The sequence below is a fragment of the Stenotrophomonas sp. STK16_22 genome, from assembly GCF_051984505.1.
Taxonomy (GTDB): domain Bacteria; phylum Pseudomonadota; class Gammaproteobacteria; order Xanthomonadales; family Xanthomonadaceae; genus Stenotrophomonas; species Stenotrophomonas maltophilia_A.
In genome coordinates this window covers 4418659-4444093 of sequence record NZ_CP196972.1, presented here as the reverse complement: position 1 = coordinate 4444093, position 25435 = coordinate 4418659, and the positions used below count along the sequence as shown (strand labels likewise).

Genomic DNA, 25435 nt, shown 5'->3' with positions numbered 1-25435 from the left:
CAGGGAGTTACTAAGTTTTCGTTAATTTTAGTACTCGCCAGTTCGCTATTCCACGATTTGTCGGAGAAATGTCGGGGTCGTGGCTGGAACAGTTCGTCGCGCCCAATCGGACAATTCTGTCTCACTTTGTCGGTGATTCTTTCAGAATCAATAGGTTGCGTTTCGCTCTATTTCGTTCATCCGCGGCCCGCTGAACGTCACGCACGTCCAGCTTGACCCCGACGCACGGCCTGCCGACCATAAGCTGTTAATTCGCGACATCGGCGGCCGCCCCTTCCTGGCACGTCCCCGTCCCCTGCCGCGGTCCCCACCGGTGCTGGCCGTCCGGCCGTGCATCGCCCTGATTCCCGTTCCGGCTGCGGCTGGAGGAAAGTGTTTTGATCATCAAAATCGTCATTGCAGCGCTGTTCGTCGCCTGCGTGCTGTACATCCACTTCCGTGGCAAGGTCCGCGCGCGTTGGTCGCGCCAGCTGCTGGACCACTCCAGTTTCATGGCCCCGATCAACGTGGTCATGTACATGTTCTCGAAGGTGCCGACCACGCCGTTCCTGGACCCGGCCAAGGAGTTCCCGCAGCTGGAGCCGCTGCGCCAGAACTGGCAGATGATCCGCGACGAGGCGCTGGCGCTGCGCGATGCACAGAAGATCGCTGCGTCCAGCACGTTCAACGACGCCGGCTTCAACTCGTTCTTCCGCCGTGGCTGGAAGCGCTTCTACCTGAAGTGGTATGGCCCGTCGCATCCGTCGGCGAAGGCGATGTGCCCCAAGACCACCGCGCTGCTGGAGTCGCTGCCGGATGTGCGCGCGGCGATGTTCGCGCAGCTGCCTTCGGGCAGCGAACTGCGCCCGCACCGCGACCCGTTCGCCGGTTCGCTGCGCCTGCACCTGGGCCTGGCCACGCCCAACAACGACGGCTGCTACATCGAAGTGGACGGCATCAAGAAGAGCTGGCGCGACGGCGAGTGGATGATGTTCGACGAGACCTACATCCACCACGCGCACAACGAGACGCCGGATGACCGCGTGATCCTGTTCTGCGACATCGCCCGCCCGCTGCGCTTCGGCCTGCCGGGCCTGTTCAACCGCGCGGTGGCGGCCACGCTGCTGGCCGGTGGTGCCTCGCCGAACCTGCCGGGTGACCCGACCGGTGGCGTCAACAAGGCCTTTGGCAGCGTCTACAAGGTGCGCCTGAAGGCCAAGGCACTGCGCGAGCGCAGCGTGGTGGCTTACCAGGTCATCAAGTGGGGCCTGGTGGTGGCGGTGATCGCCGGTATCTGGGCGCTTTGATCGTTACATGCGGTTGCCGGCCAGCGGCCGGCACTACCGGAACATGAAAAAACCCGCGCTGTCGCCAGCGCGGGTTTTTCTTTTGCATGGATGGGTGCCGACCGTTGGTCGGCACGCCTTACTTCAGTGCCGCCTGCACGAACGGCGGGGTCACCAGCACGCCGGTGTGCAGTGCGGCGGTGTAGTACAGGGTGTTGAAGGTCTTGGCGGCCGAGTCGGCCTGGCGGAAGTCGAAGCTGCTGTCGCCCTTGCGCGCCATGGTCACGCTCCACCAGCCGGTGGGGTAGCACGGCTGCGGGAACGGCAGGGTCTTGAACGAACCGAAGCCGGCCTTGCCCATCTCGGTGCGCATTTCGTTGATCAGGTCCAGCTGCATCAGCGGCGACTCGGACTGCTGCACCAGGATGCCGTCGTCCTTCAGGGCCTTGAAGCAGCTCTCGTAGAAGGCCTTGTTGAACAGACCTTCGCCGGGGCCGACCGGGTCGGTCGAGTCCACGATCACCACGTCCACGCTGCCGGCCGGGCAGTTGGCCATGTAGGCCACGCCGTCGTCGAACAGCAGCTCGGCGCGGGCGTCGTCGTTGGAGTCGCACAGTTCCGGGAAGTGCTTGCGCGCCATCACCGTGACCTGCTCGTCGATATCGCACTGGGTCACGCTCTCCACGCCGGTGTGCTTGAGCACTTCGCGCAGGGTGCCGCAGTCGCCGCCACCGATGATCACCACGCGCTTGGGCGCGGCGTGGGTGAACAGCACCGGGTGGCTGATCATCTCGTGGTAGAAGAAGTTGTCCTTGCTGGTCAGCATGATGGCCCCGTCGATGGTCATCAGGTTGCCCCAGTCGGTGGTCTGGAAGATCTCGATCTTCTGGAACGGCGACTGCACCTCGTCCAGCTTGCCGGTGATGCGGTAGCCGATGGCCGAGCCGGTGCGCTCGAAGTGTTCGATGTACCAGTTGTTGCTGTCAGTCATTGAAAACAGTCCTGTTCGGAGGGGTGAAGCCGGGCTGGCGGGCGGGGCCGCGTGGCACAGATGCCACATCCGGACGGATCGGCCCGTTCAGGTTGGAACCTGTCACGGGCGCGGGCGCGCATGATAACGAACCTGTGGGCATATAGGCGTTATCATGCCCCCCCTTTTATTGCCAACAAGGCCGACTGAAATGACCGATTGGTCCCTCGACCAAGCCCGCAAGACCTACTCGATCCCGCATTGGGCGGACGGTTACTTCGACGTGGATCAGGCCGGGCACATGGTGGTGAGACCGACCGGGGCGGACGGCCCGGTGGTGTCGCTGCCCAAGGTGGTCGACGCGGCGCGTGCGGCCGGCGCCAAGCTGCCGTTGCTGGTGCGCTTCCCGGACATCCTCGGCCAGCGCCTGGGCAAGCTGCAGGCGGCCTTCGGCCAGGCCCAGCAGGACTGGGAATACAGCGGCGGCTACACCGCCGTGTACCCGATCAAGGTCAACCAGACCCGCGGCGTGGCCGGCACCCTGGCCAGCCACCACGGCGAAGGCTTCGGCCTGGAAGCGGGCAGCAAGCCCGAGCTGATGGCCGTGCTGGCGCTGTCGCGCCCGGGTGGCCTGATCGTCTGCAACGGTTACAAGGACCGCGAGTACATCCGCCTGGCCCTGATCGGCCGCAAGCTGGGCCTGCAGACCTTCATCGTCATCGAGAAGCCTTCCGAACTGAAGCTGGTGCTGGAAGAGTCCAAGGCGCTGGACGTGAAGCCGGGCCTGGGCGTGCGCATGCGCCTGGCCTCGCTGGGCGCCGGCAAGTGGCAGAACAGCGGTGGCGACAAGGCCAAGTTCGGCCTGTCGCCGCGCCAGCTGCTGGACCTGTGGAAGTCGCTGCGTGACACCGAGTACGCCGACTGCCTGAACCTGCTGCACTTCCACATGGGTTCGCAGATCTCCAACGTGCGCGACATCGCCAACGGCATGCGCGAAGCCACCCGCTACTTCGTGGAGCTGTCGCGCCTGGGCGCGAAGATCACTCACGTCGATGTGGGCGGTGGCCTGGGCGTGGACTATGAAGGCACCCGTTCGCGCAGCTTCTGCTCGATCAACTACGGCCTGCATTCCTACGCCAGCAACATCGTGCAGCCGCTGGCCAATGCCTGCGAAGAGTTCGGCCTGACCCCGCCGCGCATCGTCACCGAGTGCGGCCGCGCGATGACCGCGCACCACGCGGTGCTGATCGCCAACGTCTCGGAAGTGGAAGAGGCACAGGAAGGCCGCGTGCCGGACCAGCACGACGACGAGCCGGCCGCGATCCGCCACCTGCGCGAGATCCACGACGAGCTGGACGTGCGCCCGGCGGTGGAGCTGTTCCAGGAAGCACAGCACTTCCACGCCGAAGGCCTGGCCAGCTACGCGCTGGGCCAGATCGACCTGCCGCAGCGTGCGCGCATCGACGATCTGTTCTACGCCATCGCCCATGGCGTGCGTGCGCGCCTGAGCTACGACGAGAAGAGCCATCGCCCGGTGCTGGACGAACTGAACGAGCGCCTGGTCGACAAGTACTTCGTCAACTTCAGCGTGTTCGAATCGATCCCGGACGTGTGGGCGATCGACCAGGTGTTCCCGATCGTGCCGATCGAGCGCCTGGACGAAACCCCGGACCGTCGCGGCATCATCGCCGACATGACCTGCGACTCGGACGGCATGGTGGAAACCTATGTCGAGAACGAGAGCCTGGACAGCTCGCTGCCGCTGCACAAGATGAAGCCGGGCGAGAGCTACCGCATCGGCTTCTTCATGGTCGGCGCCTACCAGGAAATCCTGGGCGACATCCACAACCTGTTCGGCGATACCGACGCGGTGGAAGTGCTGGCCGATGCCGATGGCTATGCCATCACCCAGCAGCGCCGCGGCGACACCACCGACGTGATGCTGGATTACGTGGGTTACCGCCTGGACGAACTGCGTGCGACCTATGCGCAGCGCGTGGCCGAGGCGCAGCTGTCGCCGGAACGTGCGCAGGAGCTGTCGGAGGCGCTGGAAGCCGGCCTGACCGGTTATACCTACCTGTCCGACGAACCGCTGGTGTGAGGTCAACGGGAACGCCGGGCCTGGCCCGGCGCTACCGGCCCCGATGAGCGCGCGCGCGATCTTCCACTTGTTCCTGCATGCCGCCGTGCCAGCCCTGCTGGCATGGCTGTTCTGGCGCAAGCGCTTCGCCTCGGCGTGGCTGCTGATGCTGCTGGGCTGGATCATCGATCTGGATCATCTGCTGGCCGATCCGATCTACGCGCCGAACCGCTGCAGCATCGGGTTCCATCCGCTGCACACTGCACCGGCCATCGCGGTCTATGCGGGGCTGTGCGTGCCGAAGAAGACGCGGTTGTTCGGCATCGGTTTGATCATCCACATCGTGCTGGACGCGATTGATTGCTGGTGGATGCATCACCGTTGATGCTGGGTGCGTGTCGACCAAGGTCGACACCTACCGGGGGCGCGATGGCCGAGGGAACTGATGCACTGCTTTGGTAGATGCTGACCTTGGTCGGCGCTTTTGATGCGTGTCGACCAAGGTCGACACCTACCGGGTCCACGGCGAACGGCGTTCCCGGTGATCACGTGGTTGCCGGCCAGCGGCCGGCACTACCCGCCGTTGGGTTGGCCAAGGTCGACACCTACCGGGTGCACGATGGCCGACGGAACCGATGCACTGCTTTGGTAGATGCCGACCTTGGTCGGCGCTTTTGATGCGTGTCGACCAAGGTCGACACCTACCGGATGCACGGCGAACGGTGTTCCCGTTGATCACGTGGTTGCCGGCCAGCGGCCGGCACTACCCGCCGTCAGGTTGGCCGCCTCACGCCACCGGCAACCACAACGTCGCACGCAGGCCGGGCTGCGCATTTTCCAGCGCCACGCGTCCGCCATAACTGGCGGCGATATCCCCGACAATCGCCAACCCCAACCCACTGCTGCCCTCGCGCTCATCCAGCCGCACGCCGCGCTGGGTGACCCGTTCCAGGGCGTCCGCAGCCAGGCCAGGGCCGTCGTCACGTACTTCGATGCGCAACTGGCCGTCGTCGGGTTCCGCGCTGACGTGGACCTGCTGCCGTGCCCAACGTCCGGCGTTGTCCAGCAGATTGCCCAGCATTTCCTCCAGGTCCGCACCGGCACCGGCGAACTGCAGCGCCGGATCGATACCAGCCGCCGTGAACGTGATGCCACGTTCGCCATGCACGCGTGCCATCAGCCGGCACATCGCCTGTGCGACGGCCGCCACGTCGGTGCGCTGGCGATGGTCGGCAGCCAGTCCTGCAGCCAGGTAACGGTCGACACTGGCCTGCATACGCGCACTCTGCTCGCGTACGGTGGCGCGCCAGTCCGCGCCGTCGCCGTCGGCCTCAGTGGCCAGCACGCTCAGCGGGGTTTTCAGCGCATGCGCCAGATCCTGTGCACTGGTGCGCGCGCGCGCGACCATGCGTTGCTGATGCTCCAGCAGCGCGTTGAGCTCCTCGCCCAGCGGTGCGACCTCCGCACCCAGCCCCTGTGTATCGATGCGCTGCGCGTCGCCGCGCCGCACCCGTTCCAGCTGTGCACCGAGGCGATGCAATGGACGCAATCCGAAGTGCACCTGGCTGGCCAGCACCGCCAGCCACGCCGCGACCAACACACCCAGCGCGATGGCAGTACGCTGGCGGAACGCGGCAACGTCTGCATCCAGCGCGCTGCGATCGGTGGCAACCACGGCCACGAACGGTTCGTTGGCGCGTGGCAGGCGCACCTGCTGCACGCGTGCACGCAGGGATTGCTGCAGCGGTCCAGCCAGATTGCGGGTGGCCGCTCCCATGGCCGTGGCAGGCAGCGTTTCATCCCACAGCGAGCGCGATTGCAGCAGCACACGGCCATCGGCACCGGCGATCTGCCAGTAAGCACCTGAGAACACGCGCTGGAAGCGTGCGTCATTCGGTTCCTGGCGCAGGCGCAGCTGTCCGTCCGCATCCACTTCGGCCTGCGCCAGCAGGGTCAGCATGTCCTGCTGCAGTTCATGGTCGAAGCGATCGCGCGCGCTGCGCTTGAACAGCTCGCCCAGCAGTGCACTGGCCAGCAGCGAGACCAGCAGCAGGCCGACACCGCCAGCCAGCAGCAGGCGTCGTCGCAGCGAGGGTTGCCGGCTCACGGCGCGGCCAGCCGCCAACCCTGGCCGCGTACGGTCTGGATCAGATCGATGCCGAGCTTGCGGCGCACCCGCCCGAGCAGCACGTCCAGTGCGTTCGAGTCCGGATCGTGGCCGCCATCGAACACCTGTTCGCCCAGGCGGTCGCGGCCGATCACCTGGCCGCTGTGGTGGATGAGGTAACTGAGCAGGCGGAACTCCTGCGGGCTCAGCGACAGCGCCTGCCCATCCAGTTCAAAGCGGCCGGCGTTGACGTCCAGCTGCAGCGGGCCGCAGTGCAGGCGCGGGCTGGCGTGGCCGTGGCTGCGACGGATCAGTGCGCGCAGGCGCAGCACCAGTTCGTCGGCCTGGAACGGCTTGGTGAGATAGTCATCGGCACCGGCATCGAACCCAGCCAGCTTGTCGTGCCAGCGCCCGCGTGCGGTCAGCACCAGCACCGGAAAGCTGCGGCCGTTGCCGCGCCAGCGTTCGATCACGCTCAGTCCGTCCAGCCCGGGCAGGCCCAGATCGACGATGGCGGCCTGCAGATCTTCGATCTGGCCGATCTCCTCGGCCTGGCGGCCGTCGGCGACCACGTGCACCACGTAGCCGGCCTGCTCCAGCAGGGGCACCAGGCGCTGTGCCAGCGCGGCATCGTCTTCGGCCAACAGGATGCGCATCAGTCGTCGAGCTCCGTCTTCAGCAGCTTTCCGCTGCGCGCATCATAGTCCAGCTCCACCACCACGCCGTCGCCGCGCAGGATCTCCACTTCGTAGACGCCGTCGTCCAGCTCCACTTCCAGCAGCTGGCCCGGAAAGCGCTTGAGCGCATCGCGCACCACGCTTTCCAGCGGCACGTAGCGGCCCTGCTGCACGGCGCGGCGCGCGACCTGCTGCGCCGGGTCCTGTGCTGGCGCGGCGGCGGTCGGGGCGCTGGCCAGGGCCAGCAGCAGGGGCAGGGTGGAGAGCATCGGGGCGCAGGGCGGGCTGTAGGAACAGGCGTGAGTGTGCCGGGGCTGACTAACAGCTGGCTAACAGTGCCGGCTAAGGAGCTGTTAACCACGGGGTGCATTGTGGCGTTGCCGGGATGGTCCGGCCACGAACACGAACAGGAGAACCCCCATGTTGAAGTCGCTCACCCTCGCCACTGTTGCTCTGCTGGCCATCGCACCGGCCGCACAGGCTGCACCGCTGGGCATGGCCCAGGTCGAACAGACCCTGCGCAAGGCCGGCTACACCCAGATCCACGAGATCGAACGCGATGACGGCCTGTGGGAAGCCGACGTGAGCCGCGCTGATGGCCGCTTCAGCGAGGTCTACGTGGACCCGAAGACCGGCGAGATCTTCGATGAGCACAGCGGCCGCACGCTGCTGACCACCGAGCAGGTACTGGCACGTGCACAGGCGCATGGCCTGCGCGAAATCCATTCGCTGGAACGCGATGGTGCGACCTGGTCGCTGGAAGCCCGCAATGCCCGCAACCAGAAGGTGGAGGTGCGCCTGAGCGGCTATGACGGCCGCATCCTGCACAGCGAGCGCGATGGCTGGCTGGATTGACCTGCTGGTAGTGCCGGCCGCTGGCCGGCACACGGGGAGAAAGCGTGTCGACCAAGGTCGACACCTACCAAACGTACGCATCGGTAGCGGCCGACCCTGGTCGGCCCAGGCCCGACGCGGCGCTTACCAGCCAAACGGCGGCGGGTAATCCCAGTAGCCCGGGCCGCGGCCGTAGTAGCCGCCGTACGGGCCGTAGAAGCCCGGGCCCTTGCCTTCGCTCACGTGGATGTTGACGTTGACCCCGTGGGTCTTGCCTTCATCGGTGGTGTAGTTCTTGCTGAGGTTCAGCGTGGCGGCGTTGTAGTGGCTGTTGCCACCGTTCTTGGAATAGCCGATGCCGGTGGTGAAGCTGCCGGACACTTTGACCTTGTCGTCGGTGACGTCGGCGATCTTCGCGTCGTCGTGCACGCGCGGGCCGCTCTTGTCACCGTAGTACGTGCCTGGCGGGTCCTGCTGCAGGGCCGGGTCGTTGAGGTAGCGCATCGGCGCCTGCGGCAGCGTCAGGTCCAGGCCGGCGGCCTGCGGCGCGGTGGCGCCAGCGGCGGACTGGGCCAGCACGGTTCCCGGCAGGGCCAGGCACAGCAGCAGGGTCAGGGGGCGGATCATGACGGCGCTCCAGCGGACAGGTGGCCACGCAACACGCGGCGGTACAGGCCGACGCTAGCAGGGGTTGCTTGAATGATGCCTGTCGGCGCCGGATTGGGGTAGAGCCAGGCCATGCCTGGCTGCAGGTCACAGCCGCCCGAACCCGAACAGCCCTTCCAGCGCATGCCTGCGCCGCTCGATCCGGGCCCGCAGCAGCTGGGCGCCGATCATCGAATAAGTGATGCCGTTGCCGCCGTAGGCCATGGCGAAATGCACCCGTGGCCCCCACTGATCGTGCGGGCCGAAGAAAGGCAGGCCGTCGGCGGTTTCGGCGAAGGTGCCGGCCCAGGAGAAGGCGGGCACCGGATCCAGCCGCGGGAACCAGTGCTGGAGCTGTTTCATCAGCTTGTCGGCCTTGCGCTCTACGCGCCTATCGCGGCGGGCGGGGATGTCGATGGCGTCGTCCAGCCCGCCCACCAGCAGGCGGCGGTCGCCGGTGGCGCGCAGGTAGAGGTACGGGCGTGCGCTCTCCCACACCATCGTGTTGCGCAGCCGGCCCAGCACGTCCGCATCGATCGGGTCGGTGATGAAGGCATAGCTGCTGCGGTTGCGTGCGACGCGCTGATGCAGCCAGCGTTGGTTGGCATAGCCCATTGCCAGCACCACGTGGCGGGCGTGGATCGTGGCGCCGTCCTCGGTGAGGGCGGTTACCCCGCGCGCGCTGGGCGTGAGCGTGTGCAGTACCGTACGGTCATGCACATTGCCGCCGCGCCGGCGCACGCGTTGCAGCAGCGCATAGGTCAGGCGATAGGGATCGACCCGCGCCGCCTGGCGCGTGAGCAGGGCACCGCCGGCGTCCACGTCGAAGCGCTCCCGCAGTGCCTCCGGGCCCAGCCAGCGGGCATCCAGGCCGATTCCGCGCCGTGCCTCACCTTCGGCCATCAGGCGCGGCACGTCGCGATGGCGGCTGGCCAGGTACAGGCTGTCCATGCGCTGGAAATCAACGTCTTTCAGGCCGCGAGCCACGTCGCCCAGGGCCGGAATCGCCTCGGCACACGCCCGATAGGCAAGCGCGGCGGCGTCCTGCCCGTAGCGCTCGGTCAGCTCCAGCAGGTGGGTATCGATCTCGTACTGCAGCAGCGCGGTGCTGGCGGCGGTGCTGCCCCAGCCGATGTCGCGCTGCTCGATCACCGCCACGTCGTGGCCATGACGGGACAGTTCGTCGGCAATCAGCGCACCGGTGATGCCGCCGCCGACCACCAGCACGTCGCAGCGCAGATCCTTTTCCAATGGCGGAAACGCCTGGATCAATCCATTGCGTACCGCCCACCAGGGGTAACCGCTCTTCAGGTCCATGGCCGTGTGCTGCTCAGGCGGTGGGACGGCCGGTATGCGGGGTCTGGATCAGTTCGGACAGATCGAAGCCCTGCAGGCGGGCGGCCGCCAGATAATGGTCCTGCACGGTCGCGTCCAGGCGCGGCTCGCGGGCCAGCAGCCACAGGTACTTGCGATCGGGGCTGCCGACCAGTGCCACGCTGTAGTCCGGCGCGACCTGGATCACCCAGTAGTCGCCCTTGGCGAACGGCAGCCAGCGCAGGCCCTTGGGCAGGAAGCTCACCTCCAGGCGCGCGCTGTCGTTGTCGACGGCGCAGGCCTCGCCGGTGGCTTCCTCGACCTCGCCGTCCATACGGCAGCGGTTGGTGACGCCGACGTTGCCGTTGTCGAGCAGGGTGTAGTGCGCCGACACGTCGGTGCAGCCTTCCGGTTCATGGCGCATCGGCAGGCGTGCGATCTCGTACCAGGTGCCCAGGTAGCGGGGCAGCTTGAGGTCGGCGACGGTTTTCAGCGGCGGGTGCTCGGTCATCAGCAGTCGTGGCAGGGGTGGGCCTCCACGATGCCGATGGCCTTGCCATGGGCGGGTGAAGCCGGGGCGATGGCCGTGTCCAGAACGTTCCGTCGCCCCGGCGGAGCGCCCGTTGTCACCGGCGTGGCGGTATCCTGCTGCCAGCGCCGTGTTTTCCTGATCCAACCGAGGTGGAGGTGCCGATGTACCAGGTGATCCTGTTGAAGAGTGAATCCGCGTTCGCACGCGAACAGTGGCCGCAGGTCGATGACCTGGTCGACTACGAAGGCGTGGCCTACAGCCTGCGCGCCGGCCCGCGCCAGCCGCTGCCGACCGACCACGACTGGCACCCGGTGGCGGTGTATGCGCCCGATGAGATCACCGAGGAAGAGTTCCAGGACTGGTACGCGCTGCAGCAGCCGACGGTGGAAGAGCTGCGCCTGAAGTACTGATGCTCGACGCTGCCAGGGCCGTCCATCCGCCCTTGACCGGCTCTGCCGTATAGTCGCGCGCAGGCGCGGTGGTCCGCGCGAACCGGTGTGGCTGGCTTGTCTTCTTTCCTGCGATCGATCCGTGCACGGGGGCCCTGGTGGGTCCTGATGCTGTGCACTGCCCTCCTGCTGTCCGCGCCGGTGCTGGCACAGGATGATGAGCCCACGCCGAAGCAGCAGCTGGCAGATATCGATGCGAAGCTGAAGGAAGTCGACCGCAAGCGTGGTGATGCGGCCGCCATCGAGACGCTGGCGATGCTGTCCGAGAATGCCTCGCAGGCGCGGCGGGATGCTGAGGCACTGGAAAAGGAGCTGCAGCCACAGCTGGTTCGCCTCGACGAACAACTGGCGCAGCTGGGCACACCTGCCGAAGGCACCACCGAGCCGCCTGAACTGGCGGCACAACGGCGCACCATCAACAAGCAGCGCGACGGCCTGGCCGCGTCCTTAGCGCAGGCCAAGACCAGTGCCGTGCGTGCCCAGCAGCTGGCAGCCGACATCGACCAGCAGCGCACTGCGCAACGCGCCGAAGACATGGGGAAGAAGGTCGCCTCGCCGTTGTCTCCAGCACTGTGGAGCAAGGTGGCCGAACGCCTGCCGATCGATATCGCACGCGTCGCGCCGTTGGCCGAGCAGGGGCGCGATACGTTTGTCGCTGGCGTCCGGGCCAATGGCTGGGGCACGCCGTTGCTGGGCCTGGTGGCCGCGCTGGTGATGATGTTCCCGCTGCGGCTGTGGCTGCGCAGGCTGGGGCGGCGCTTTGCGGAGTCCGAGCGCGCGCCGGACGGTCGCCTGCGCCGTTCCGGCCTGGCCATGTGGCTGCTGCTGGTGGGCACGCTGCTGCCCGGCTATGCCGTGGTGGTGCTGATGGCGGCGCTGGATGCCATCAATGCGATTGCGCCGCGCCTGCAGGTGGTGGCCGACGGGCTGGAGACCGCAACGTTCCGCGCTGCGTTCATTGCGGCACTCAGCGCCTGCATGCTGGTTCCCAAGCGGCCGTCGTGGCGGTTGCTGAATCTGGATGACACCGCCGCGCTCAAGCTGCGCAAGTACGCGTGGGGCGCGGCGGCGCTTGCCTGGCTGAGCACGGTGCTGGTGGCCCTCGATCAGGCCACGCGTACCAGCGACGTCACCACGGTGGCGCTGGATGGCCTGATTGCGCTGACTTACCTGGGCCTGATCATGGCCATGCTGGTGACCCTGGCGCGCCTGCATCGCCGGCAGACCGCCGAGGCCGAAGCCAAGCTGGAGGCGCAGGCCGATGGCGTGGGCGCGGCCACACCGGTGCGCCGCAGCAGCTGGCTGGTGCTGGCGCGCGCGGCGGGCAATGTCGCGGTGGTGGCCGCCATCGTCGCGACGTTGATGGGCTACCTGAACTTCGCCAAATTCGTGAACCAGCAGCTGATCGGCGGCAGCATCGTGGTGCTGGCGGCGACGTTGCTGTTCAAGTTCGTCGATGACTTGAGCACGTGGATGCTCAACGCCGACAGCAAGGTGGGTCAGACCATCCTGCTCAGTACCGGCCTGAGCGTGTCGCGGCTGGAGCAGGCCGGCGTGCTGCTGTCGGCGGTTCTGCGTACCGTGGTCGTGCTGCTCACGCTGCTTGCCCTGGTAGCGCCGTTCGGCAACATCGGTGCGGTGGTGGAACGCTTCTCTTCGCTGCTCACCACGGGCATTCCGTTGGGTGGAACCACCCTGAAGCCGATGCAGATTGTGCTGGCGGTTGTGGTGCTGCTGGCCGGCCTGGCGATCACCCAGCTGGTGCAGCGCTGGCTGACCGATACCTACCTGCCCAAGACCGAACTGGACCTGGGGGCGCGCAACTCGGTCAGTACCGTCGCCCGCTACGTCGGCATCATCCTCGCCGTGATCTGGGCGTTGACGGCGATGGGGCTGGAGCTGACCAAGCTGGCGCTGCTCGTCAGTGCGTTGTCAGTGGGTATTGGTTTCGGCCTGCAGGTGATCACACAGAACTTCGTCTCCGGCCTGATCCTGCTGGCTGAGCGTCCGGTGAAGATCGGCGACTGGGTGAAGCTGGGCGACCAAGAGGGCGACATCCGCCGCATCAGCCTGCGCTCGACCGAGATCCAGGTGGGCGACAAGTCCACCCTGATCGTGCCCAACTCCGAGCTGGTCACCAAGACCGTGCGCAACATGACGATGGGCAACAACCAGGGCCGCATCCAGATCCAGTTCGCGGTGCCGCCAAGCACCGATGTCGGCAGCCTGCGTCAGGCGCTGCTGGATGCGTACACCGCGCACACCAACGTGCTGAAGCAGCCGGCCCCGACGGTCTACATCGACAGCATTGCCGGTGGTCAGATCACCATCAACAGCTTCGCGTACGTGGCCAGCCCGCGGCAGGTGTATGCGACCCGCAGCGATCTGTACTTCAGCCTGCTGCACATCCTGGCCGAGCGGAACATCCCGCTGTCGACCCCGACCGACATCCACATCACCCGCGATCCGCAGGAGTAGGGGGTGTTCTGCAGGGCTGCGCCCTGCACCCGTGGTAGTGCCGGCCGCTGGCCGGCAACCTCAGAAGCAACGGCAACAGCGGGCATTCCGTGGTTTGGCGGGGTGGGTCCGGTTGCGGGGGACGCTGCAAGTACGTCCATGTAAGCTCGGTCGCCGCATCCATGCGGCTCACGCCCCCGCAACCGGACCCACCCCGCCTTCGACAGTTTGCTGCGGTCTGTTGGGCATGCCGATGGGGTCAGATCCGTTTTCCGGAGGAAAACGGATCTGACCCCAGATTGATTTCGATATCTGACAGAAGTGTCGACCAAGGTCGACACCTACCGACAGCCACAGGAATCTGTCAAAGGTGGGGCGGTGGCGGAGTGCGGGGTGTCAGCCGCATGGATGCGGCTGCCAAGCCTACAGGGACGTACTTGCGGCGTCCCCGCACTCCGGCACCGCCCCGCCAAACCACGGAATGCACTCTGTTGCTGTTGCTTCTGAGGTTGCCGGCCAGCGGCCGGCACTACCACGGGTGCAGGGCGCAGCCCTGCAAAGAACCCTACCCCCGCGGTCGGCCGCGCGAGGGCACCAGTGCGAACGTGTCCACCGCCAGCTTCTCGGCGTGGTTCAACCACGCGCGGATCTCCAGATCATCCACTTCGTGGTCCAGCCCGAACGACACGTTGATCTTGCCGTTGGCATCGGGCTGCACCCACTGCTGCGCCAGTACCACCTTGCGCTGCGAGGACACCGCCTCGATCCAGAAGCCGCGATCCGGGCGCGTGCTCGCCACCAGCTGCAGCATGTACTGGCCGGCACGGGTACGACGACCCTTCTGGGTGATCATGTGCGCCTGGCGCACGCTCGGGCGCGGGCCCTGGAACGCATCCAGCGGTGCGTCCACGGCAATGCCGCCACGCAGGTCGTTGTCGCGGTACAGCTTGATGCCGTTGTCACGGTTGACCAGCAGGGCGCACCAGTCGCCATCGGCCGAGCCGTCCTCGAACGCGGTGCAGCGGTCGACATAGGCCAGGGTGTTGTCCGGGTCGGCATCATCAAACTGGCGCGAGGTGTTTTCCAGATACACGGACTTCAGGCCCCAGTCCTTGTCGTACTCCAGCAGCACCGGCGGCTGCACGTGCTGCAGGCCCACTACCACCTGGTCATCGCCATCGATCTTCAGCTCACGGGTCGGCTCACCCAGCCACAGCGAGCGGGCGAAGGCGAGGTACTGCGGGTAATCTCGGCCGCCATCACGCTGGGTGGCCACGCTGGCGCTGGGCGCGCGCTGGGAGTCGATCAGTGAACGCCCGAAGCCCATCGTCTTCAGGTTCGGGTCCAGCAGGCTGAGCAGGGTCGCACCCGAATCCAGGGTGGTGCCGGCCTCGGCGCTGAGCTGCTGCGGGGCAATGCCATTACCCAGGAACAGCAGCAGGTTCTCGCGCTTCTGCCGGGTCAGGATATGGGTCAGATCGTTGGGCATCGCCAGGTGGTCGGAGGCGATCACGATCAGCGTGTCCTTGCCGTACGGGCTGGCCTGGATGCGCTGCACCAGCTGCGAGATCAGCCGGTCGCTGCACTTGAGCGCGTTGAGCATGTTGATGTTGCCGTACTGGCTCTGGTAGCGCTCGCCCTTGCACGACACCGGCAGATGACCGGCAGGGTGGTGGGTGTCCATGGTCAGCGTGGTCAGCATGAACGGCGAACCGGCGCGCGAGAGCTGCTCGAAGCGCTGGTAGGCGGTATCCAGCAGCACGTCATCGTGCACGCCCCAGGCCGAGTAGTGGATGCGGCCGATCTTCTTCTGCTGCTTGAACCACGCCAGGTCGTGCACTTCGTCGAAGCCGTGGCTGGCCAGGAACTGGCCCTTGCCGGCGAACTGGCCGTTGGCGCCACCCAGATAGTGGTTGGTGTAGCCCTGCTGCTTCAGGTAGTCGCCCAGGCACACCGCCTTGGGCAGGAAGCTGCCCATTCGGTCCATGCTGTTCTCATCGCCCTGCGAAGTGGTCAGCGGCACGCCGCACATCGACGACACCAGGCCGGCGATGGTCCAGCCGCTGCCCTCGGCCGAGGCCAGGTTGCGCACGTCCAGTGACTCGGACGCCAGGCGGTTGAGGTTGGGCATCAGGCCGGGAAACACGGCCTCGTCCAGGTAGGTACGTTCCAGGCTCTCGCCGTAGATCCAGACGATGTTGCGCGGGCGCTGCAGCGGCTGCGTCGGCACCTGGTATTCGGGTGCGATGCGGGCGAAGTCGACCGGCCGCAGCTGCTGGTAGAGGCGCTGGCCGTCGCGGGCCAGCGGACTGATCATGATCGTGGCCACCCACACGGCCGCGAAACCGGCGAACAATGCGCCACCATGGCCGGGCCGGCGCCAGCGCTTCACCCGCGTGGCGAACAGCGGCAGCAGCGAGACCAGCGCCAGCACGATGAAGCCGGCGATATAGCCCTTGAAGTCGGAGACACCGGCGCCTTCCATGTCGGCGCCGAGGTGGTACAGGGTGGCGGCATTGAGCCCATCACCGGACAGCTTGTCGATCAGCCACCACGCGCTGAGCATGAGCAGCAGCAGCGAGAACGCACCAGCCTTCCACCACACCCACTTGTCGGACGCGAGGAACAACCAGCACAGCAGCAACAACGACAGCAGCAGTATCCAGAGCATAGGCAGCTTCGGCAGTGACGGGGTGGTGGTGATGGACGTCGTACCGACGCGTGTCCATCCGACCGACGCTGCCACAAGCACATGCACATGACAGGCCGATGACCCGATAGTGCATGCACGAACCTGACTGAAATGTTTGTTGAAACAACACGCGCGCAATCGCGCTCAGAAGGTAAAACGAGCGTGAAGGGCTTCGTTGGATTGCATTAAAAACCGCATGAATACGGCGGTTTTCGCTGATGCGCTAGCGATGCCCGCGTTCTTCGCGTGCCCGCGCACGACGGTCGAACAGCAATGCACTGGTCACGATGCCAAGGCCGAGAACCACGCCGATGAACAGCAGAATCAGCGCAATGAGCGGGTAGCCGAACAGGTGCCAGCCGGTGTCGATCTTCATCATCATCGCCGCAGCCATGATCAATGCGGCACTGATGATGCCGGCAGCCACGCGGTTGGCGATCTTCTGCAGGTTCTCCATCAACCGCGATTCTTCCAGGCCGGTCACCTTCATCTGCAGGCGGTTCTCGGCCAGCAGCGCCATGATGTCCGACAGCTTGCGCGGCCCATCGCGCAGCAGCTGCTGCAGCTCCATCGCCTCGCTGGCGAGGTTGGCGGCAGACAGCGATTTCTTCAGACGCGCACGCATTACGTGCTGCAGCTGGCGCTCAACGATGCGGCGGGTTTCCAGCTCGGGTGCCAGCAGCCGGCACACGGTTTCCAGATTGAGCAGCGCCTTGCCCAGCAGGCTCAGTTCCGGCGGCGTGCGCAGGCCGCAGGCGGTGGCGATGCGCACCATGTCCAGCACCACGCGGCCTTCGGAGAAGCTACCGATGGCGGCGTAGCGCGCGATCAGCTGTCCGGTCTCGCGCAGGTAACGCTCTTCGTCGAAGGCCTCCAGCCGCGTGCTGATGCTGATCAGGTCGTCGGCCACTTCTTCGCCACGACCATCGACCGCGGCGAACAGGATCTTCAGCAGGCGCTCGCGCAGACGCGGCGGCATGTGCGCGACCATGCCCAGGTCGAAGATCGCCAGCCGTCCATCTGGCATCACCCGCAGGTTGCCCGGGTGCGGGTCGGCATGGATCTCGCCATGCACGAAGATCTGGTCCAGGTAGCCGCGGATCAGCGCCGCCGCCAGAGGATCCATCGATTGCTCGGTGCGGCGCACATCGGGAATCGCATCCACGCGCACGCCGGTGGCCAGTTCCATGGTCAGCACGCGCTGGCTGCTGTAGTCCCACAGCGGCTGCGGAATCCACAGGCGGCGGAACGGCTTCAGGTGCCGGCCGAAACGGGCCAGGTTCTCGGCCTCGGCGTGATAGTCCAGCTCCTGCATCAGGGTCTTGGCGAACTCGTTGAGCCAGTCGCGCAGGCGCACGCGACGGCCCACCTGGGTCAGATGGTCCGCGGCCAGCGCGAAGCTGCGCAACGCCTCCAGGTCCGAACGCAGCTGCGCGGCCACCTCGGGCTTCTGCACCTTCACCGCCACCTGGCGCCCATCGTGCAGCACCGCGCGATGCACCTGCGCGATCGAGGCACAGCCCAATGGCTCGGGATCGAACGCGGCGAACAGCTTGTTCACCGGCGCGCCCAGCTCCTGTTCGACGATGGCATGGATGCGCTCGACCGGAATCTCGGCCACCTTTTCCTGCATGCGCTCCAGCGCCGTGGCGAACTCCACCGGCACCATGTCCGGGCGGGTGGACAGCATCTGGCCTAGTTTGACGAAGGTCGGTCCCAGCGCTTCCAGGTCGCTGACGAACTGTTCCGGGTTGCCATCGGCGGGCACGTCGGCCTGGTTGCTGGCGGCGTCCAGGTTCATGCCCGAGAACACGCCCGAATGGCGGTAGCGCATCAGCAGGCGCAGGATCTGGCTGCGCCGGTTCATGCCTTTGACCAGCGGGGGATTGCCATTGGCGGTGGGCGGATTGCTCAAGCGACACTCCCATGCGACGGATACAGGTAGTGCCGGCCGCTGGCCGGCAATGTCCGGATTACGCAGTGTCGCCGGGGGGCGGTAGGCACGCGGTGAATCCGACCGCTTCCGCAGCTGCCCCGGTATCGGTCAGAATCCGCTCATTCCCTTTCTTGGACGCCCCATGGCCGGTGCCAGCCTGTTCGCCCTGCTCGACGATATCACCACCCTGCTCGACGATGTCTCGGTCCTGACCAAGGTCGCGGCAAAGAAGACCGCCGGCGTGCTGGGCGACGACCTGGCGCTGAACGCGCAGCAGGTGACCGGGGTCAACGCCAACCGTGAACTGCCGGTGGTGTGGGCGGTGGCCAAGGGCTCGCTGGTGAACAAGGTGATCCTGGTACCGGCGGCGCTGGCGATCAGTGCACTGGAGGCGTGGCTGCACAGCCGTGGCTGGAACGTGCCGCTGATCGTGCCATTGATGATGATCGGCGGTGCCTTCCTCTGCTTCGAGGGCGTGGAGAAGCTGGCGCATCGCTTCCTGCATTCGGCTGACGACGATGCCGAGCATCAGGCCGAGCGGCGCAAGGCGCTGGCCGATACCCAGGTGGACATGGTGGCGTGGGAGAAGGACAAGGTAAAAGGCGCGATTCGCACCGACTTCATCCTCTCGGCCGAGATCATCGTGCTGACCCTGGGCGTGGTCGCCACCGCACCGTTCACCAACCAGATCCTGACGCTGAGCGTGGTTGCGCTGGCCATGACCGTGTTCGTCTACGGACTGGTGGCGGGCATCGTCAAGCTCGATGACGTTGGGCTGTACCTGTCGCGCAAGGGTGGGGCTGTGGCCGCCTTCGGTCGCGGCCTGGTGGCCTCGGCGCCGTGGCTGATGAAGTTCCTGTCGGTGGCCGGCACCATCGCCATGTTCCTGGTCGGTGGCGGCATCCTGGTGCACAACGTGCCGGCACTGCACCACGCGGTGCAGGCGCTGGGCGGCGAAGGGCAGTGGGGCTGGCTGATCAGTGCTGCGGCCAACATGGTGGTGGGCATCATCGCCGGTGCCATCGTGCTGGCGGCGGTGACCGGGTTCCAGAAGCTGCGCGGTAAGTAAGCGGCGGCCCATTGCCCGGTGGAGGCCGACCTTGGTCGGCGCATTGTTTCCGCGTGTGCCAACCAAGGTTGGCACCTACCGAAGCGCTGTCCTTGGCGTTGGTAGAGGCCGACTTTGGTCGGCGCTTTGTTCCGGCGTGAGCCAACCAAGGTTGGCACCTACCGAAGCGCTGTCCTCTGGGTTGGTAGAGGCCGACCTTGGTCGGCGCTTTGTTCCGGCGTGAGCCAACCAAGGTTGGCACCTACCGAAGCGCTGTCCTTTGCGTTGGTAGAGGCCGACCTTGGTCGGCGCTTTGCCCCGGCGTGTGCCAACCAAGGTTGGCACCTACCAAAGCGCTGTCCTTGGCGTTGGTAGAGGCCGACCTTGGTCGGCGCTTTGTTTCCGCGCGTGCCAACCAAGGTTGGCACCTACCAAAGCGCTGTCCTTGGTGTTGGTAGAGGCCGACCTTGGTCGGCGCATTGTTTCCGCGTGTGCCAACCAAGGTTGCCACCTACCGAAGCGCTGTCCTTTGCGTTGGTAGAGGCCGACCTTGGTCGGCGCATTGTTTCCGCGTGTGCCAACCAAGGTTGGCACCTACCAAAGCGCTGTCCTTGGTGTTGGTAGAGGCCGACCTTGGTCGGCGCTTTGTTTCCGCGCGTGCCAACCAAGGTTGGCACCTACCGAAGCGATGTTCTTGGCGTTGGTAGAGGCCGACCTTGGTCGGCGCTTTGTTTCTGCTCGTGCCAACCAAGGTTGGCACCTACCGAAGCGGTTTGCGGTGGGCCGGGCGATCAACCCGCCTGCACTCGGTTCTTGCCCTGCCGCTTGGCTGCATACAGCGCGTCATCCGCGCGCCGCAGCAGCGCTTCGGTGTCATCGCCGGGCTGCCATTGCGCCAGCCCGGCACTGAAGTGCACCGGCACGCGCTGGTCCTGCACGGTCAGCACGCGGTGCGCCAGTGAACGCTGCAGGCGCTGCACGGTGGCCATGCTGTCGGCACCCTGGGTCTCCGGCAGCACCAGCACGAACTCGTCGCCACCCAGCCGCGCGATGCCATCGGTGGCGCGCAGCAGCAGCTTGCACACGGACACCAGGTGCTGCAGCAGCGCATCGCCACCGGCATGGCCATGTGCATCGTTGGTCTGGTGGAAATCATCCAGGTCGATCACCGCCACGCCCAGCGGCGAGTTGTTGCGCGCGGCGCGGGCCAGTTCACGTTGCAGCAGTTCGTCCAGGCCGCGGCGGTTCAGTGCCTGGGTCAGTGGATCGATGCGCGCCAGGTCACCGGCGGCGCGCAGTTCCTGCTCCAGCTCGGCAATGCGTTGCTCTGCACGTTCCACTTCCTGCCGCGCATTGGCCAGGTGATCGCGCGCCTGCGCGGCCTGCTGCTGCACCTTGCCGGTGTCGCGCATCACGTCCTGCAGCAGCTGGTTGAGGTCGGCGATGCTGCGTGCCTCGCGCAGCTGCAGCGCGTAGCTGCCGATGCGGTCGTGGTATTCACCGGTGCTGGTGGCCATGCCGTCCATGCGCTCGATGAACTCGCCCATCAACCCGCGCATCGCCGCCTTCGAATCGTCGATGCCCTGGCGCAGCAGGCCCTGCTTGTAGATCACTTCGCGCAGTTCGGCACGGGTACGCTCCACCGCTTCGGCTTCCAGCGGTCCGTCCAGCAGCTGGCGTACTGCGGCGATCTGGCCCTGCAGCCAGCTGCGGTCATCCAGCAGCTCGCTCACGTTCTCCAGCAGCAGCGCGAACAGCTCAAGCAGCAGCGCCTGCTGCTCCTGCCAGCTCTCGGCACGCACGCCGACCTGGTGGCCGAGTTCGCGCACGCCCTGTTCGATCGGTTCCAGTGCCGTGCCCGGTTGCCACTGGCGCAGCTGCATGGCCAGCGTCTGCGCCTGCTCGCGCAGGTCCGGATCGTGCTGCAGCAGGGCCACCACCGCGCCGCCCAGCAGCAGGCGCAGCTGCTCGGACAGGCGCAGGCTTTCCGGCTGCCCATCCGGCGAATGCTGTTCGATGGTGCGGATGTACTTGTCGATCAGCTGCCGCATCGCGCGCCCATAGCGCGGCCAATCGGCGCTGGCCTGCGCCGACTGCAGGCGGTCGCCCATGTCGCCCAGTTCGCCGGGCAGGGTGGCCATGCCATTGGCGAATGCGGCCAGCAGCGGCTCCGGTGCGTCGGCCCCGGCGAACAGCTGCTGCAGCGCCACGCCACCGCCACCCTGCAGCACCACGCGGTCGCCCAGCCCATCGTCCACCACCGCGCGCACGCGTGCCGGCGGCCCAAGGGCGGTACCGGGGGCAGGGCGGTGGTCGGGCTGGTCCGTCATGGAGCAAATCCTGGGGCTGGCAGGGACTGGTTCCAGCATATCGGCGCGGCCGCCGACGGCTTGAACGGCTAGGATGGGCGACAGGATGCCGCAGTGGAGGTGGTGATGCGCGTGATGTTGCTGGGGGCGACCGGGCTGGTCGGTGGGCTGACCCTGTCCAGGCTGCTGGACGACCCGCGCTGCAGCGCCGTGATCGCGCCGACCCGCCGCCCGTTGGCTGTGGCCCACGCCAAGCTGGAGAACCCGGTGCTGGCCTTCGATGCACTGCCCGACGCAGCCGAATGGACGCGCGTGGACGCGGTCATCTGCGCGCTCGGCAGCACCATTGCCCAAGCCGGCAGCCGCGAGGCCTTCCACCGTATCGACCATGACTACCCGCTGGCGTTCGCCCGCCTGGCGCAGGCGCAGGGTGCGCAGACCTATGTGCTGAATTCCGCAGCCGGCGCCAACCCGCAGTCGTCGATCTTCTACAGCCGGGTGAAGGGCGAGCTGGAGCATGACCTGCGTGCGCTGGGGTTCAACTCGTTGACCCTGGTCCGCCCCGGGCTGATCGGCGGCGAGCGCACCGAGGTGCGACGTGGCGAGCGCCTGGCGCTGACGGTGTTGGGGGCATTGGGGCCGCTGCTGCCACGGGCGTGGCGGATCAATCCGGCCAGCGAGATCGCCAAGGCACTGGTCGAAGCCGCGCTGGCCCCACAACCGGGTGAACACGTGGTGGCATCCAGCGCACTGGTCGGCTGATGTCGCGCGCGCTGCGCCTGACCCAGCTTCAACAGCTGCTGCGCCGCTATCGACGGCCGGTGGCCGGGCAGGTGCTGGCCGAAGCGCTGGGCATCAGCTTGCGAACGCTGTACCGCGATATCGAGACCCTGCGCGAGCAAGGCGCCGACCTGCGTGGTGAGGCTGGCGTCGGCTACCAGCTGGCACCTAGCGATACCCTGCCGCCGATGACCCTGCCACCCGCAGAGATCGATGCATTGGTGCTGGGCCTGCGCTGGGTTGCGGCCCGCACCGAACCCGCGTTGGCCGAGGCCGCACGTGACGCTCTGGCGCGTATCGCGCATGTGCTGCCTGCCGCGCGCCGCGAAGCGCTGCGTGACAGTGGCCTGCGCGTGGGCCCTTCGCGCGCTGCGGCCAAGATGCCGGCGGCACGCCTGCAGGCCGTGCGTGAGGCTGTGGGTTCACAGCGGCGCCTGAAGTTCGGCTACCAGGATGCACAGGGCCAGCGCAGCGAGCGCATTGTCTGGCCGTTCGCACTGGGCTACTTCGATGAAGTGCCGATGCTGGCGGCGTGGTGCGAAGGCCGCGAGGACTTCCGCCATTTCCGGCTGGACCGCATCCGCCAGGTGCGCGTGCTGGAGGATCGCTACCTCGTGCCGCGCGCCACCCTGCTGCGGCGCTGGCAGAAGGCACAGGGCATCGCACCGGACTGGCTGGACCGTTCGTAGGGTCGAGCGTGCTCGACTGCTTCCGTGCATCGCTTCCGGCTCCTGGGGACGGCGGCCTTCGCTCTTCGCTCCTGGTAGAGGTCGAGCTTGCTCGACCGCCTTTGATCTTCGCGAACAGCAGTCGAGCAAGCTCGACATCTACCAGGGCAAGGGCAACAGCAGTCGAGCAAGCTCGACATCTACCAGGGCAAGGGCAACAGCAGTCGAGCAAGCTCGACATCTACCAGGGCAGAGGCAACAGCAGTCGAGCAAGCTCGACATCTACCAGAGCAACGGCAACAGCAGTCGAGCACGCTCGACGCTACTGACAGAATCTGTCAGCAGGGCCGTACCACCATGATCGCTCCCAACAACGGAGCTTCCCCATGTTCACGCCCAGCACCCTGCTGCAGTACGTGCGCGACGTCGCCACCAGCGCCACGTTCTACAGCGGCATTCTCGGCAAGCCACCGGTCGAGCAGTCGCCCGGTTTCGCCCTGTTCCTGCTCGGCGATGGCGCCGCACTGGGCCTGTGGCAACGCGATGACGTGCAGCCGCCGGTGTCCGCGCAGGCCGGTGCCGCCGAACTGGCGATGCTGGTCGCCGACCCGGAGGCCGTGCAGCAGATGCACGATGCGTGGCAAGCGCTCGGCGTGCAGATCCTGCAGGCACCGGTGACCTTGGAATTCGGCCATACCTTCGTCGGCGCCGATCCGGATGGCCACCGCCTGCGTGTGTACAGCCGCGCCGAAGGCATGGTCGCGCGCGATTGATCGCCCGCATTGTGTAGATCCACGCCATGCATGGATGCGGGCACAAAAAAACGCCGGGCAGTGCCCGGCGTTTCTCCACTTCATGTGCCAACCAAGGTTGGCACCCACCAGTCAGTTCCACGTGCCAACCAAGGTTGGCACCCACCAGTCAGGTGATTGATCAGCTGGCCAGCGCCAGATCGTCCATCATCGCGCGCAGGAAGCGGGCCGCTTCGCCGCCGGTGGCCGCGCGGTGGTCGAAGGTGACCGACAGCGGGATCACCTTGTGCGCTTCCACGCCGCCCATCACCGGGGTCATCTGGTGGCGGGCACGGCCGGCACCGACGATGGCCACGCATGGCGGCACCACGACCGGGGTCGCGTAGCGGCCGGCGAACATGCCGAAGTTGGACAGCGAGATGGTGTAGCCGCTCAGTTCCGAGGCGGCGATCGAACGCGATTCGACCTGCTCGCGCAGGCGGTTGACGCCTTCACGGATGCCGCGTGCGTCGAGCATGTCGGCGTTGCGCAGCGCCGGCACGAACAGGCCGTCGTCAGTGTCCACGGCGATGCCGATGTCCACCTGCGCGTGCAGGGTGCGGGTCAGCGCTTCACCGTCGAACCAGGCGTTCATCGCCGGCACCTTCTGCGCAGCGACCACGATCGAACGCACCAGGCGCGCGGTGACGTCGTTGCCCGGCAGCCAGGCGTGGATGTCGGCATCGTCGTTCAGCGTGGTCGGCACGACCTTGCTGTGCGCATCGGCCATCACGCGCGCCATGTTGCGGCGAACGCCCTTCAGCGGTTCCGGCTGGCCCTTGGCGACCACGCCCGGCGGCTGGGTACGCATCGGCTTGCCGGCAGCAGACAGCGGGGTGCGGGCTTCGCTCTGCACCGGGGCAGACACCTGCGCCGGGGCCGGCGCGGTGTAGGCGGCAGCAGCGGCCTGCGCCGGAGCGGCACCGATCTTTGCGCTGCCATCCGCAGCTGCCTGCTTGACGTCGGCCATGGTCACCGCGCCATCGGCGCCGGTGGCGCGCACGCGGGACAGGTCCACGCCCAGCTTGCGCGCGGTGGCACGCACGGCCGGCACGGCCTTGACGCCACCGACGGCCAGCGCCTGTTCGGCGTGCACGGCATTGGAGCTCTGCATCGCGCCGACCACGGTACCGGCGTCATCACGCTCGGCGGCGGCGGGCTTGGCGGCTTCGGCGGCCACCGGTGCGGCAGCGGCCGGCAGCGGCGGCGGGGTCGGCGCGGCAGCCGGTGCGGCATGACCATGGCTGTGGCCGGTGTCCTGGCCATCGGCGCGCTGCGGCAGGTTCGGGTCCAGTTCGAAGCTGGCCAGCACCGAGCCGGTCGGGATGATGTCGCCGGCTGCGCCGGACAGCTTCAGCACCTTGCCGGAGAACGGCGAGGGCACTTCGACGACGGCCTTGGCGGTCTCCATCGAGACCAGCGGCTCGTCCAGCTTGATCACATCGCCTTCCTTGACGAACCACTCGACGATGGTCGCGTCCGGCAGGCCTTCGCCCAGGTCGGGCAGGTTGAAGTTCTTGGTCTGGCTCATTTGCAGTTCTCTTCCAGCAGTTCCAGTTCGCGGGCCGGCAGCCAACCCGTCGCGCCATTGGCGCGCTCGGACCACCACCACCCGCCGTGTTCGTGATGAAGCTTCACCATCTCGCCGCTTTCCACATCCAGCTCGCGGGCGTCGTAGTCGCACAGCGCTTCGGCGCGACCCTCGTCCAGCAGCTGCAACCAGGCGATGGGCGCCCATCCAGCGCGCCCATCGTTGGTGCGTACCCAGGCAAACGCCGGCCATTCCTCGTCACGGACACCTACTTCGACGATCTGGCCGGTGTGGAACCGGAGCGGGTTGGGATACTGGCTGCGGTAAGCCCCCAGAAGGCGGGCCCGCAT

Annotated in this window: 21 protein-coding genes and 1 pseudogene; 10 read left to right on the top strand and 12 right to left on the bottom strand. The window is 66.8% G+C overall.

Annotated elements, in window-relative coordinates; all coding sequences use genetic code 11:
- Positions 1 to 380 precede the first annotated feature (380 nt).
- The gene (locus ACSYAO_RS20540) at positions 381 to 1286 is read left to right on the top strand and encodes an aspartyl/asparaginyl beta-hydroxylase domain-containing protein (protein WP_029550749.1); all 906 of its coding nucleotides are present in this window, start codon (positions 381 to 383) and stop codon (positions 1284 to 1286) included.
- Between the two features lie 118 nt (positions 1287 to 1404).
- Here the strand turns inward: ACSYAO_RS20540 and speE are convergent, their stop codons facing one another.
- Positions 1405 to 2256, bottom strand: coding sequence for a polyamine aminopropyltransferase (speE, locus tag ACSYAO_RS20535; RefSeq protein ID WP_032127130.1), 852 nt, complete (start codon positions 2254 to 2256; stop codon positions 1405 to 1407).
- Between the two features lie 190 nt (positions 2257 to 2446).
- Here speE and speA point away from each other — a divergent pair, with 190 nt between their 5' ends.
- Both speA and ACSYAO_RS20525 read left to right on the top strand, forming a co-directional pair.
- The gene (gene speA / locus ACSYAO_RS20530) at positions 2447 to 4336 is read left to right on the top strand and encodes an arginine decarboxylase (RefSeq protein WP_012512349.1); all 1890 of its coding nucleotides are present in this window, start codon (positions 2447 to 2449) and stop codon (positions 4334 to 4336) included.
- Positions 4337 to 4379: 43 nt separating this feature from the next.
- Entirely contained in the window at positions 4380 to 4700 is a 321-nt protein-coding gene (locus tag ACSYAO_RS20525; protein ID WP_005411369.1) for a DUF6122 family protein, read from the top strand.
- Positions 4701 to 5102: 402 nt separating this feature from the next.
- On the opposite strand, the gene ACSYAO_RS20520 is transcribed toward ACSYAO_RS20525, so the two are convergent.
- From ACSYAO_RS20520 to ACSYAO_RS20510, 3 genes are read right to left on the bottom strand one after another with little or no spacing between them, the layout of a single operon-like run.
- On the bottom strand, positions 5103 to 6422 hold the full coding sequence (locus tag ACSYAO_RS20520; RefSeq protein ID WP_049461651.1) for a sensor histidine kinase: 1320 nt from the start codon (positions 6420 to 6422) through the stop codon (positions 5103 to 5105).
- The gene (locus ACSYAO_RS20515; protein WP_049461646.1) at positions 6419 to 7078 is read right to left on the bottom strand and encodes a response regulator transcription factor; all 660 of its coding nucleotides are present in this window, start codon (positions 7076 to 7078) and stop codon (positions 6419 to 6421) included. Before ACSYAO_RS20515 ends, ACSYAO_RS20520 begins: the two co-directional genes overlap by 4 nt.
- On the bottom strand, positions 7078 to 7368 hold the full coding sequence (locus tag ACSYAO_RS20510; protein ID WP_005411366.1) for a PepSY domain-containing protein: 291 nt from the start codon (positions 7366 to 7368) through the stop codon (positions 7078 to 7080). The genes ACSYAO_RS20515 and ACSYAO_RS20510 overlap by 1 nt, the downstream gene beginning before the upstream one ends.
- 151 nt (positions 7369 to 7519) lie before the next feature.
- On the opposite strand from ACSYAO_RS20510, the gene ACSYAO_RS20505 reads away from it, so the two are divergent.
- Positions 7520 to 7954: a PepSY domain-containing protein gene (locus ACSYAO_RS20505; protein WP_049461647.1), complete on the top strand. Its 435-nt coding sequence runs from the start codon at positions 7520 to 7522 to the stop codon at positions 7952 to 7954.
- A gap of 123 nt (positions 7955 to 8077) precedes the next feature.
- Here the strand turns inward: ACSYAO_RS20505 and ACSYAO_RS20500 are convergent, their stop codons facing one another.
- From ACSYAO_RS20500 to ACSYAO_RS20490, 3 genes are all read right to left on the bottom strand, one after another.
- A complete protein-coding gene (locus ACSYAO_RS20500) occupies positions 8078 to 8560 on the bottom strand; it encodes a hypothetical protein (RefSeq protein WP_049400799.1) in 483 nt (160 codons plus the stop codon).
- 126 nt (positions 8561 to 8686) lie between these two features.
- A complete protein-coding gene (locus tag ACSYAO_RS20495; protein WP_149908962.1) occupies positions 8687 to 9895 on the bottom strand; it encodes an NAD(P)/FAD-dependent oxidoreductase in 1209 nt (402 codons plus the stop codon).
- A 13-nt stretch (positions 9896 to 9908) separates the two neighbouring features.
- Positions 9909 to 10403: a lipocalin family protein gene (locus ACSYAO_RS20490; protein WP_012512342.1), complete on the bottom strand. Its 495-nt coding sequence runs from the start codon at positions 10401 to 10403 to the stop codon at positions 9909 to 9911.
- A 182-nt stretch (positions 10404 to 10585) separates the two neighbouring features.
- Between ACSYAO_RS20490 and ACSYAO_RS20485 the strand changes: the two genes are divergently transcribed.
- Both ACSYAO_RS20485 and ACSYAO_RS20480 read left to right on the top strand, forming a co-directional pair.
- Positions 10586 to 10834 (top strand): hypothetical protein, encoded by a 249-nt coding sequence (locus tag ACSYAO_RS20485; RefSeq protein WP_006399378.1) that lies wholly within the window; start codon positions 10586 to 10588, stop codon positions 10832 to 10834.
- 147 nt (positions 10835 to 10981) lie between these two features.
- A complete protein-coding gene (locus ACSYAO_RS20480; protein ID WP_149908963.1) occupies positions 10982 to 13351 on the top strand; it encodes a DUF3772 domain-containing protein in 2370 nt (789 codons plus the stop codon).
- A gap of 544 nt (positions 13352 to 13895) precedes the next feature.
- Here the strand turns inward: ACSYAO_RS20480 and ACSYAO_RS20475 are convergent.
- Both ACSYAO_RS20475 and ACSYAO_RS20470 read right to left on the bottom strand, forming a co-directional pair.
- The gene (locus ACSYAO_RS20475; RefSeq protein WP_049463102.1) at positions 13896 to 16001 is read right to left on the bottom strand and encodes a phosphoglycerol transferase I; all 2106 of its coding nucleotides are present in this window, start codon (positions 15999 to 16001) and stop codon (positions 13896 to 13898) included.
- A gap of 244 nt (positions 16002 to 16245) precedes the next feature.
- A pseudogene (locus ACSYAO_RS20470) lies at positions 16246 to 17892 on the bottom strand (ABC1 kinase family protein); the annotation flags it as partial.
- A gap of 208 nt (positions 17893 to 18100) precedes the next feature.
- Here ACSYAO_RS20470 and ACSYAO_RS20465 point away from each other — a divergent pair.
- Positions 18101 to 19027, top strand: a complete 927-nt coding sequence (locus ACSYAO_RS20465; protein ID WP_149908966.1) for a DUF808 domain-containing protein — start codon at positions 18101 to 18103, stop codon at positions 19025 to 19027.
- Between the two features lie 770 nt (positions 19028 to 19797).
- Here ACSYAO_RS20465 and ACSYAO_RS20460 read toward each other — a convergent pair.
- The gene (locus ACSYAO_RS20460) at positions 19798 to 21336 is read right to left on the bottom strand and encodes a GGDEF domain-containing protein (protein WP_049401690.1); all 1539 of its coding nucleotides are present in this window, start codon (positions 21334 to 21336) and stop codon (positions 19798 to 19800) included.
- Positions 21337 to 21441: 105 nt separating this feature from the next.
- Between ACSYAO_RS20460 and ACSYAO_RS20455 the strand changes: the two genes are divergently transcribed.
- The 3 genes from ACSYAO_RS20455 to ACSYAO_RS20445 all read left to right on the top strand — a co-directional run bounded on the left by ACSYAO_RS20455 (position 21442) and on the right by ACSYAO_RS20445 (position 23536).
- On the top strand, positions 21442 to 22077 hold the full coding sequence (locus tag ACSYAO_RS20455; RefSeq protein WP_049401697.1) for an NAD-dependent epimerase/dehydratase family protein: 636 nt from the start codon (positions 21442 to 21444) through the stop codon (positions 22075 to 22077).
- The gene (locus ACSYAO_RS20450; protein WP_049460856.1) at positions 22077 to 22784 is read left to right on the top strand and encodes a helix-turn-helix transcriptional regulator; all 708 of its coding nucleotides are present in this window, start codon (positions 22077 to 22079) and stop codon (positions 22782 to 22784) included. Before ACSYAO_RS20455 ends, ACSYAO_RS20450 begins: the two co-directional genes overlap by 1 nt.
- A gap of 365 nt (positions 22785 to 23149) precedes the next feature.
- A complete protein-coding gene (locus ACSYAO_RS20445; protein ID WP_049461214.1) occupies positions 23150 to 23536 on the top strand; it encodes a VOC family protein in 387 nt (128 codons plus the stop codon).
- A 160-nt stretch (positions 23537 to 23696) separates the two neighbouring features.
- Here the strand turns inward: ACSYAO_RS20445 and ACSYAO_RS20440 are convergent, their stop codons facing one another.
- Both ACSYAO_RS20440 and ACSYAO_RS20435 read right to left on the bottom strand, forming a co-directional pair.
- Positions 23697 to 25085 (bottom strand): dihydrolipoamide acetyltransferase family protein, encoded by a 1389-nt coding sequence (locus ACSYAO_RS20440; RefSeq protein WP_049401687.1) that lies wholly within the window; start codon positions 25083 to 25085, stop codon positions 23697 to 23699.
- Positions 25082 to 25435 carry an SH3 domain-containing protein gene (locus ACSYAO_RS20435; protein WP_005411349.1) on the bottom strand — a complete coding sequence of 118 codons (354 nt, stop codon included), beginning with the start codon at positions 25433 to 25435 and terminating at the stop codon, positions 25082 to 25084. The genes ACSYAO_RS20440 and ACSYAO_RS20435 overlap by 4 nt, the downstream gene beginning before the upstream one ends.

Bases quoted from the DNA above. Each gene is read 5' to 3' on its own strand.
- speE (WP_032127130.1), bottom strand. From the start codon at position 2,256: ATGACTGACAGCAACAACTGGTACATCGAACACTTCGAGCGCACCGGC.
- speA (WP_012512349.1), top strand. From the start codon at position 2,447: ATGACCGATTGGTCCCTCGACCAAGCCCGCAAGACCTACTCGATCCCG.
- ACSYAO_RS20525 (WP_005411369.1), top strand. From the start codon at position 4,380: ATGAGCGCGCGCGCGATCTTCCACTTGTTCCTGCATGCCGCCGTGCCA.
- ACSYAO_RS20515 (WP_049461646.1), bottom strand. From the start codon at position 7,078: ATGCGCATCCTGTTGGCCGAAGACGATGCCGCGCTGGCACAGCGCCTG.
- ACSYAO_RS20510 (WP_005411366.1), bottom strand. From the start codon at position 7,368: ATGCTCTCCACCCTGCCCCTGCTGCTGGCCCTGGCCAGCGCCCCGACC.
- ACSYAO_RS20505 (WP_049461647.1), top strand. From the start codon at position 7,520: ATGTTGAAGTCGCTCACCCTCGCCACTGTTGCTCTGCTGGCCATCGCA.
- ACSYAO_RS20500 (WP_049400799.1), bottom strand. From the start codon at position 8,560: ATGATCCGCCCCCTGACCCTGCTGCTGTGCCTGGCCCTGCCGGGAACC.
- ACSYAO_RS20495 (WP_149908962.1), bottom strand. From the start codon at position 9,895: ATGGACCTGAAGAGCGGTTACCCCTGGTGGGCGGTACGCAATGGATTG.
- ACSYAO_RS20490 (WP_012512342.1), bottom strand. From the start codon at position 10,403: ATGACCGAGCACCCGCCGCTGAAAACCGTCGCCGACCTCAAGCTGCCC.
- ACSYAO_RS20485 (WP_006399378.1), top strand. From the start codon at position 10,586: ATGTACCAGGTGATCCTGTTGAAGAGTGAATCCGCGTTCGCACGCGAA.
- ACSYAO_RS20480 (WP_149908963.1), top strand. From the start codon at position 10,982: ATGCTGTGCACTGCCCTCCTGCTGTCCGCGCCGGTGCTGGCACAGGAT.
- ACSYAO_RS20475 (WP_049463102.1), bottom strand. From the start codon at position 16,001: ATGCTCTGGATACTGCTGCTGTCGTTGTTGCTGCTGTGCTGGTTGTTC.
- ACSYAO_RS20465 (WP_149908966.1), top strand. From the start codon at position 18,101: ATGGCCGGTGCCAGCCTGTTCGCCCTGCTCGACGATATCACCACCCTG.
- ACSYAO_RS20460 (WP_049401690.1), bottom strand. From the start codon at position 21,336: ATGACGGACCAGCCCGACCACCGCCCTGCCCCCGGTACCGCCCTTGGG.
- ACSYAO_RS20455 (WP_049401697.1), top strand. From the start codon at position 21,442: ATGCGCGTGATGTTGCTGGGGGCGACCGGGCTGGTCGGTGGGCTGACC.
- ACSYAO_RS20450 (WP_049460856.1), top strand. From the start codon at position 22,077: ATGTCGCGCGCGCTGCGCCTGACCCAGCTTCAACAGCTGCTGCGCCGC.
- ACSYAO_RS20445 (WP_049461214.1), top strand. From the start codon at position 23,150: ATGTTCACGCCCAGCACCCTGCTGCAGTACGTGCGCGACGTCGCCACC.
- ACSYAO_RS20440 (WP_049401687.1), bottom strand. From the start codon at position 25,085: ATGAGCCAGACCAAGAACTTCAACCTGCCCGACCTGGGCGAAGGCCTG.
- ACSYAO_RS20435 (WP_005411349.1), bottom strand. From the start codon at position 25,435: ATGCGGGCCCGCCTTCTGGGGGCTTACCGCAGCCAGTATCCCAACCCG.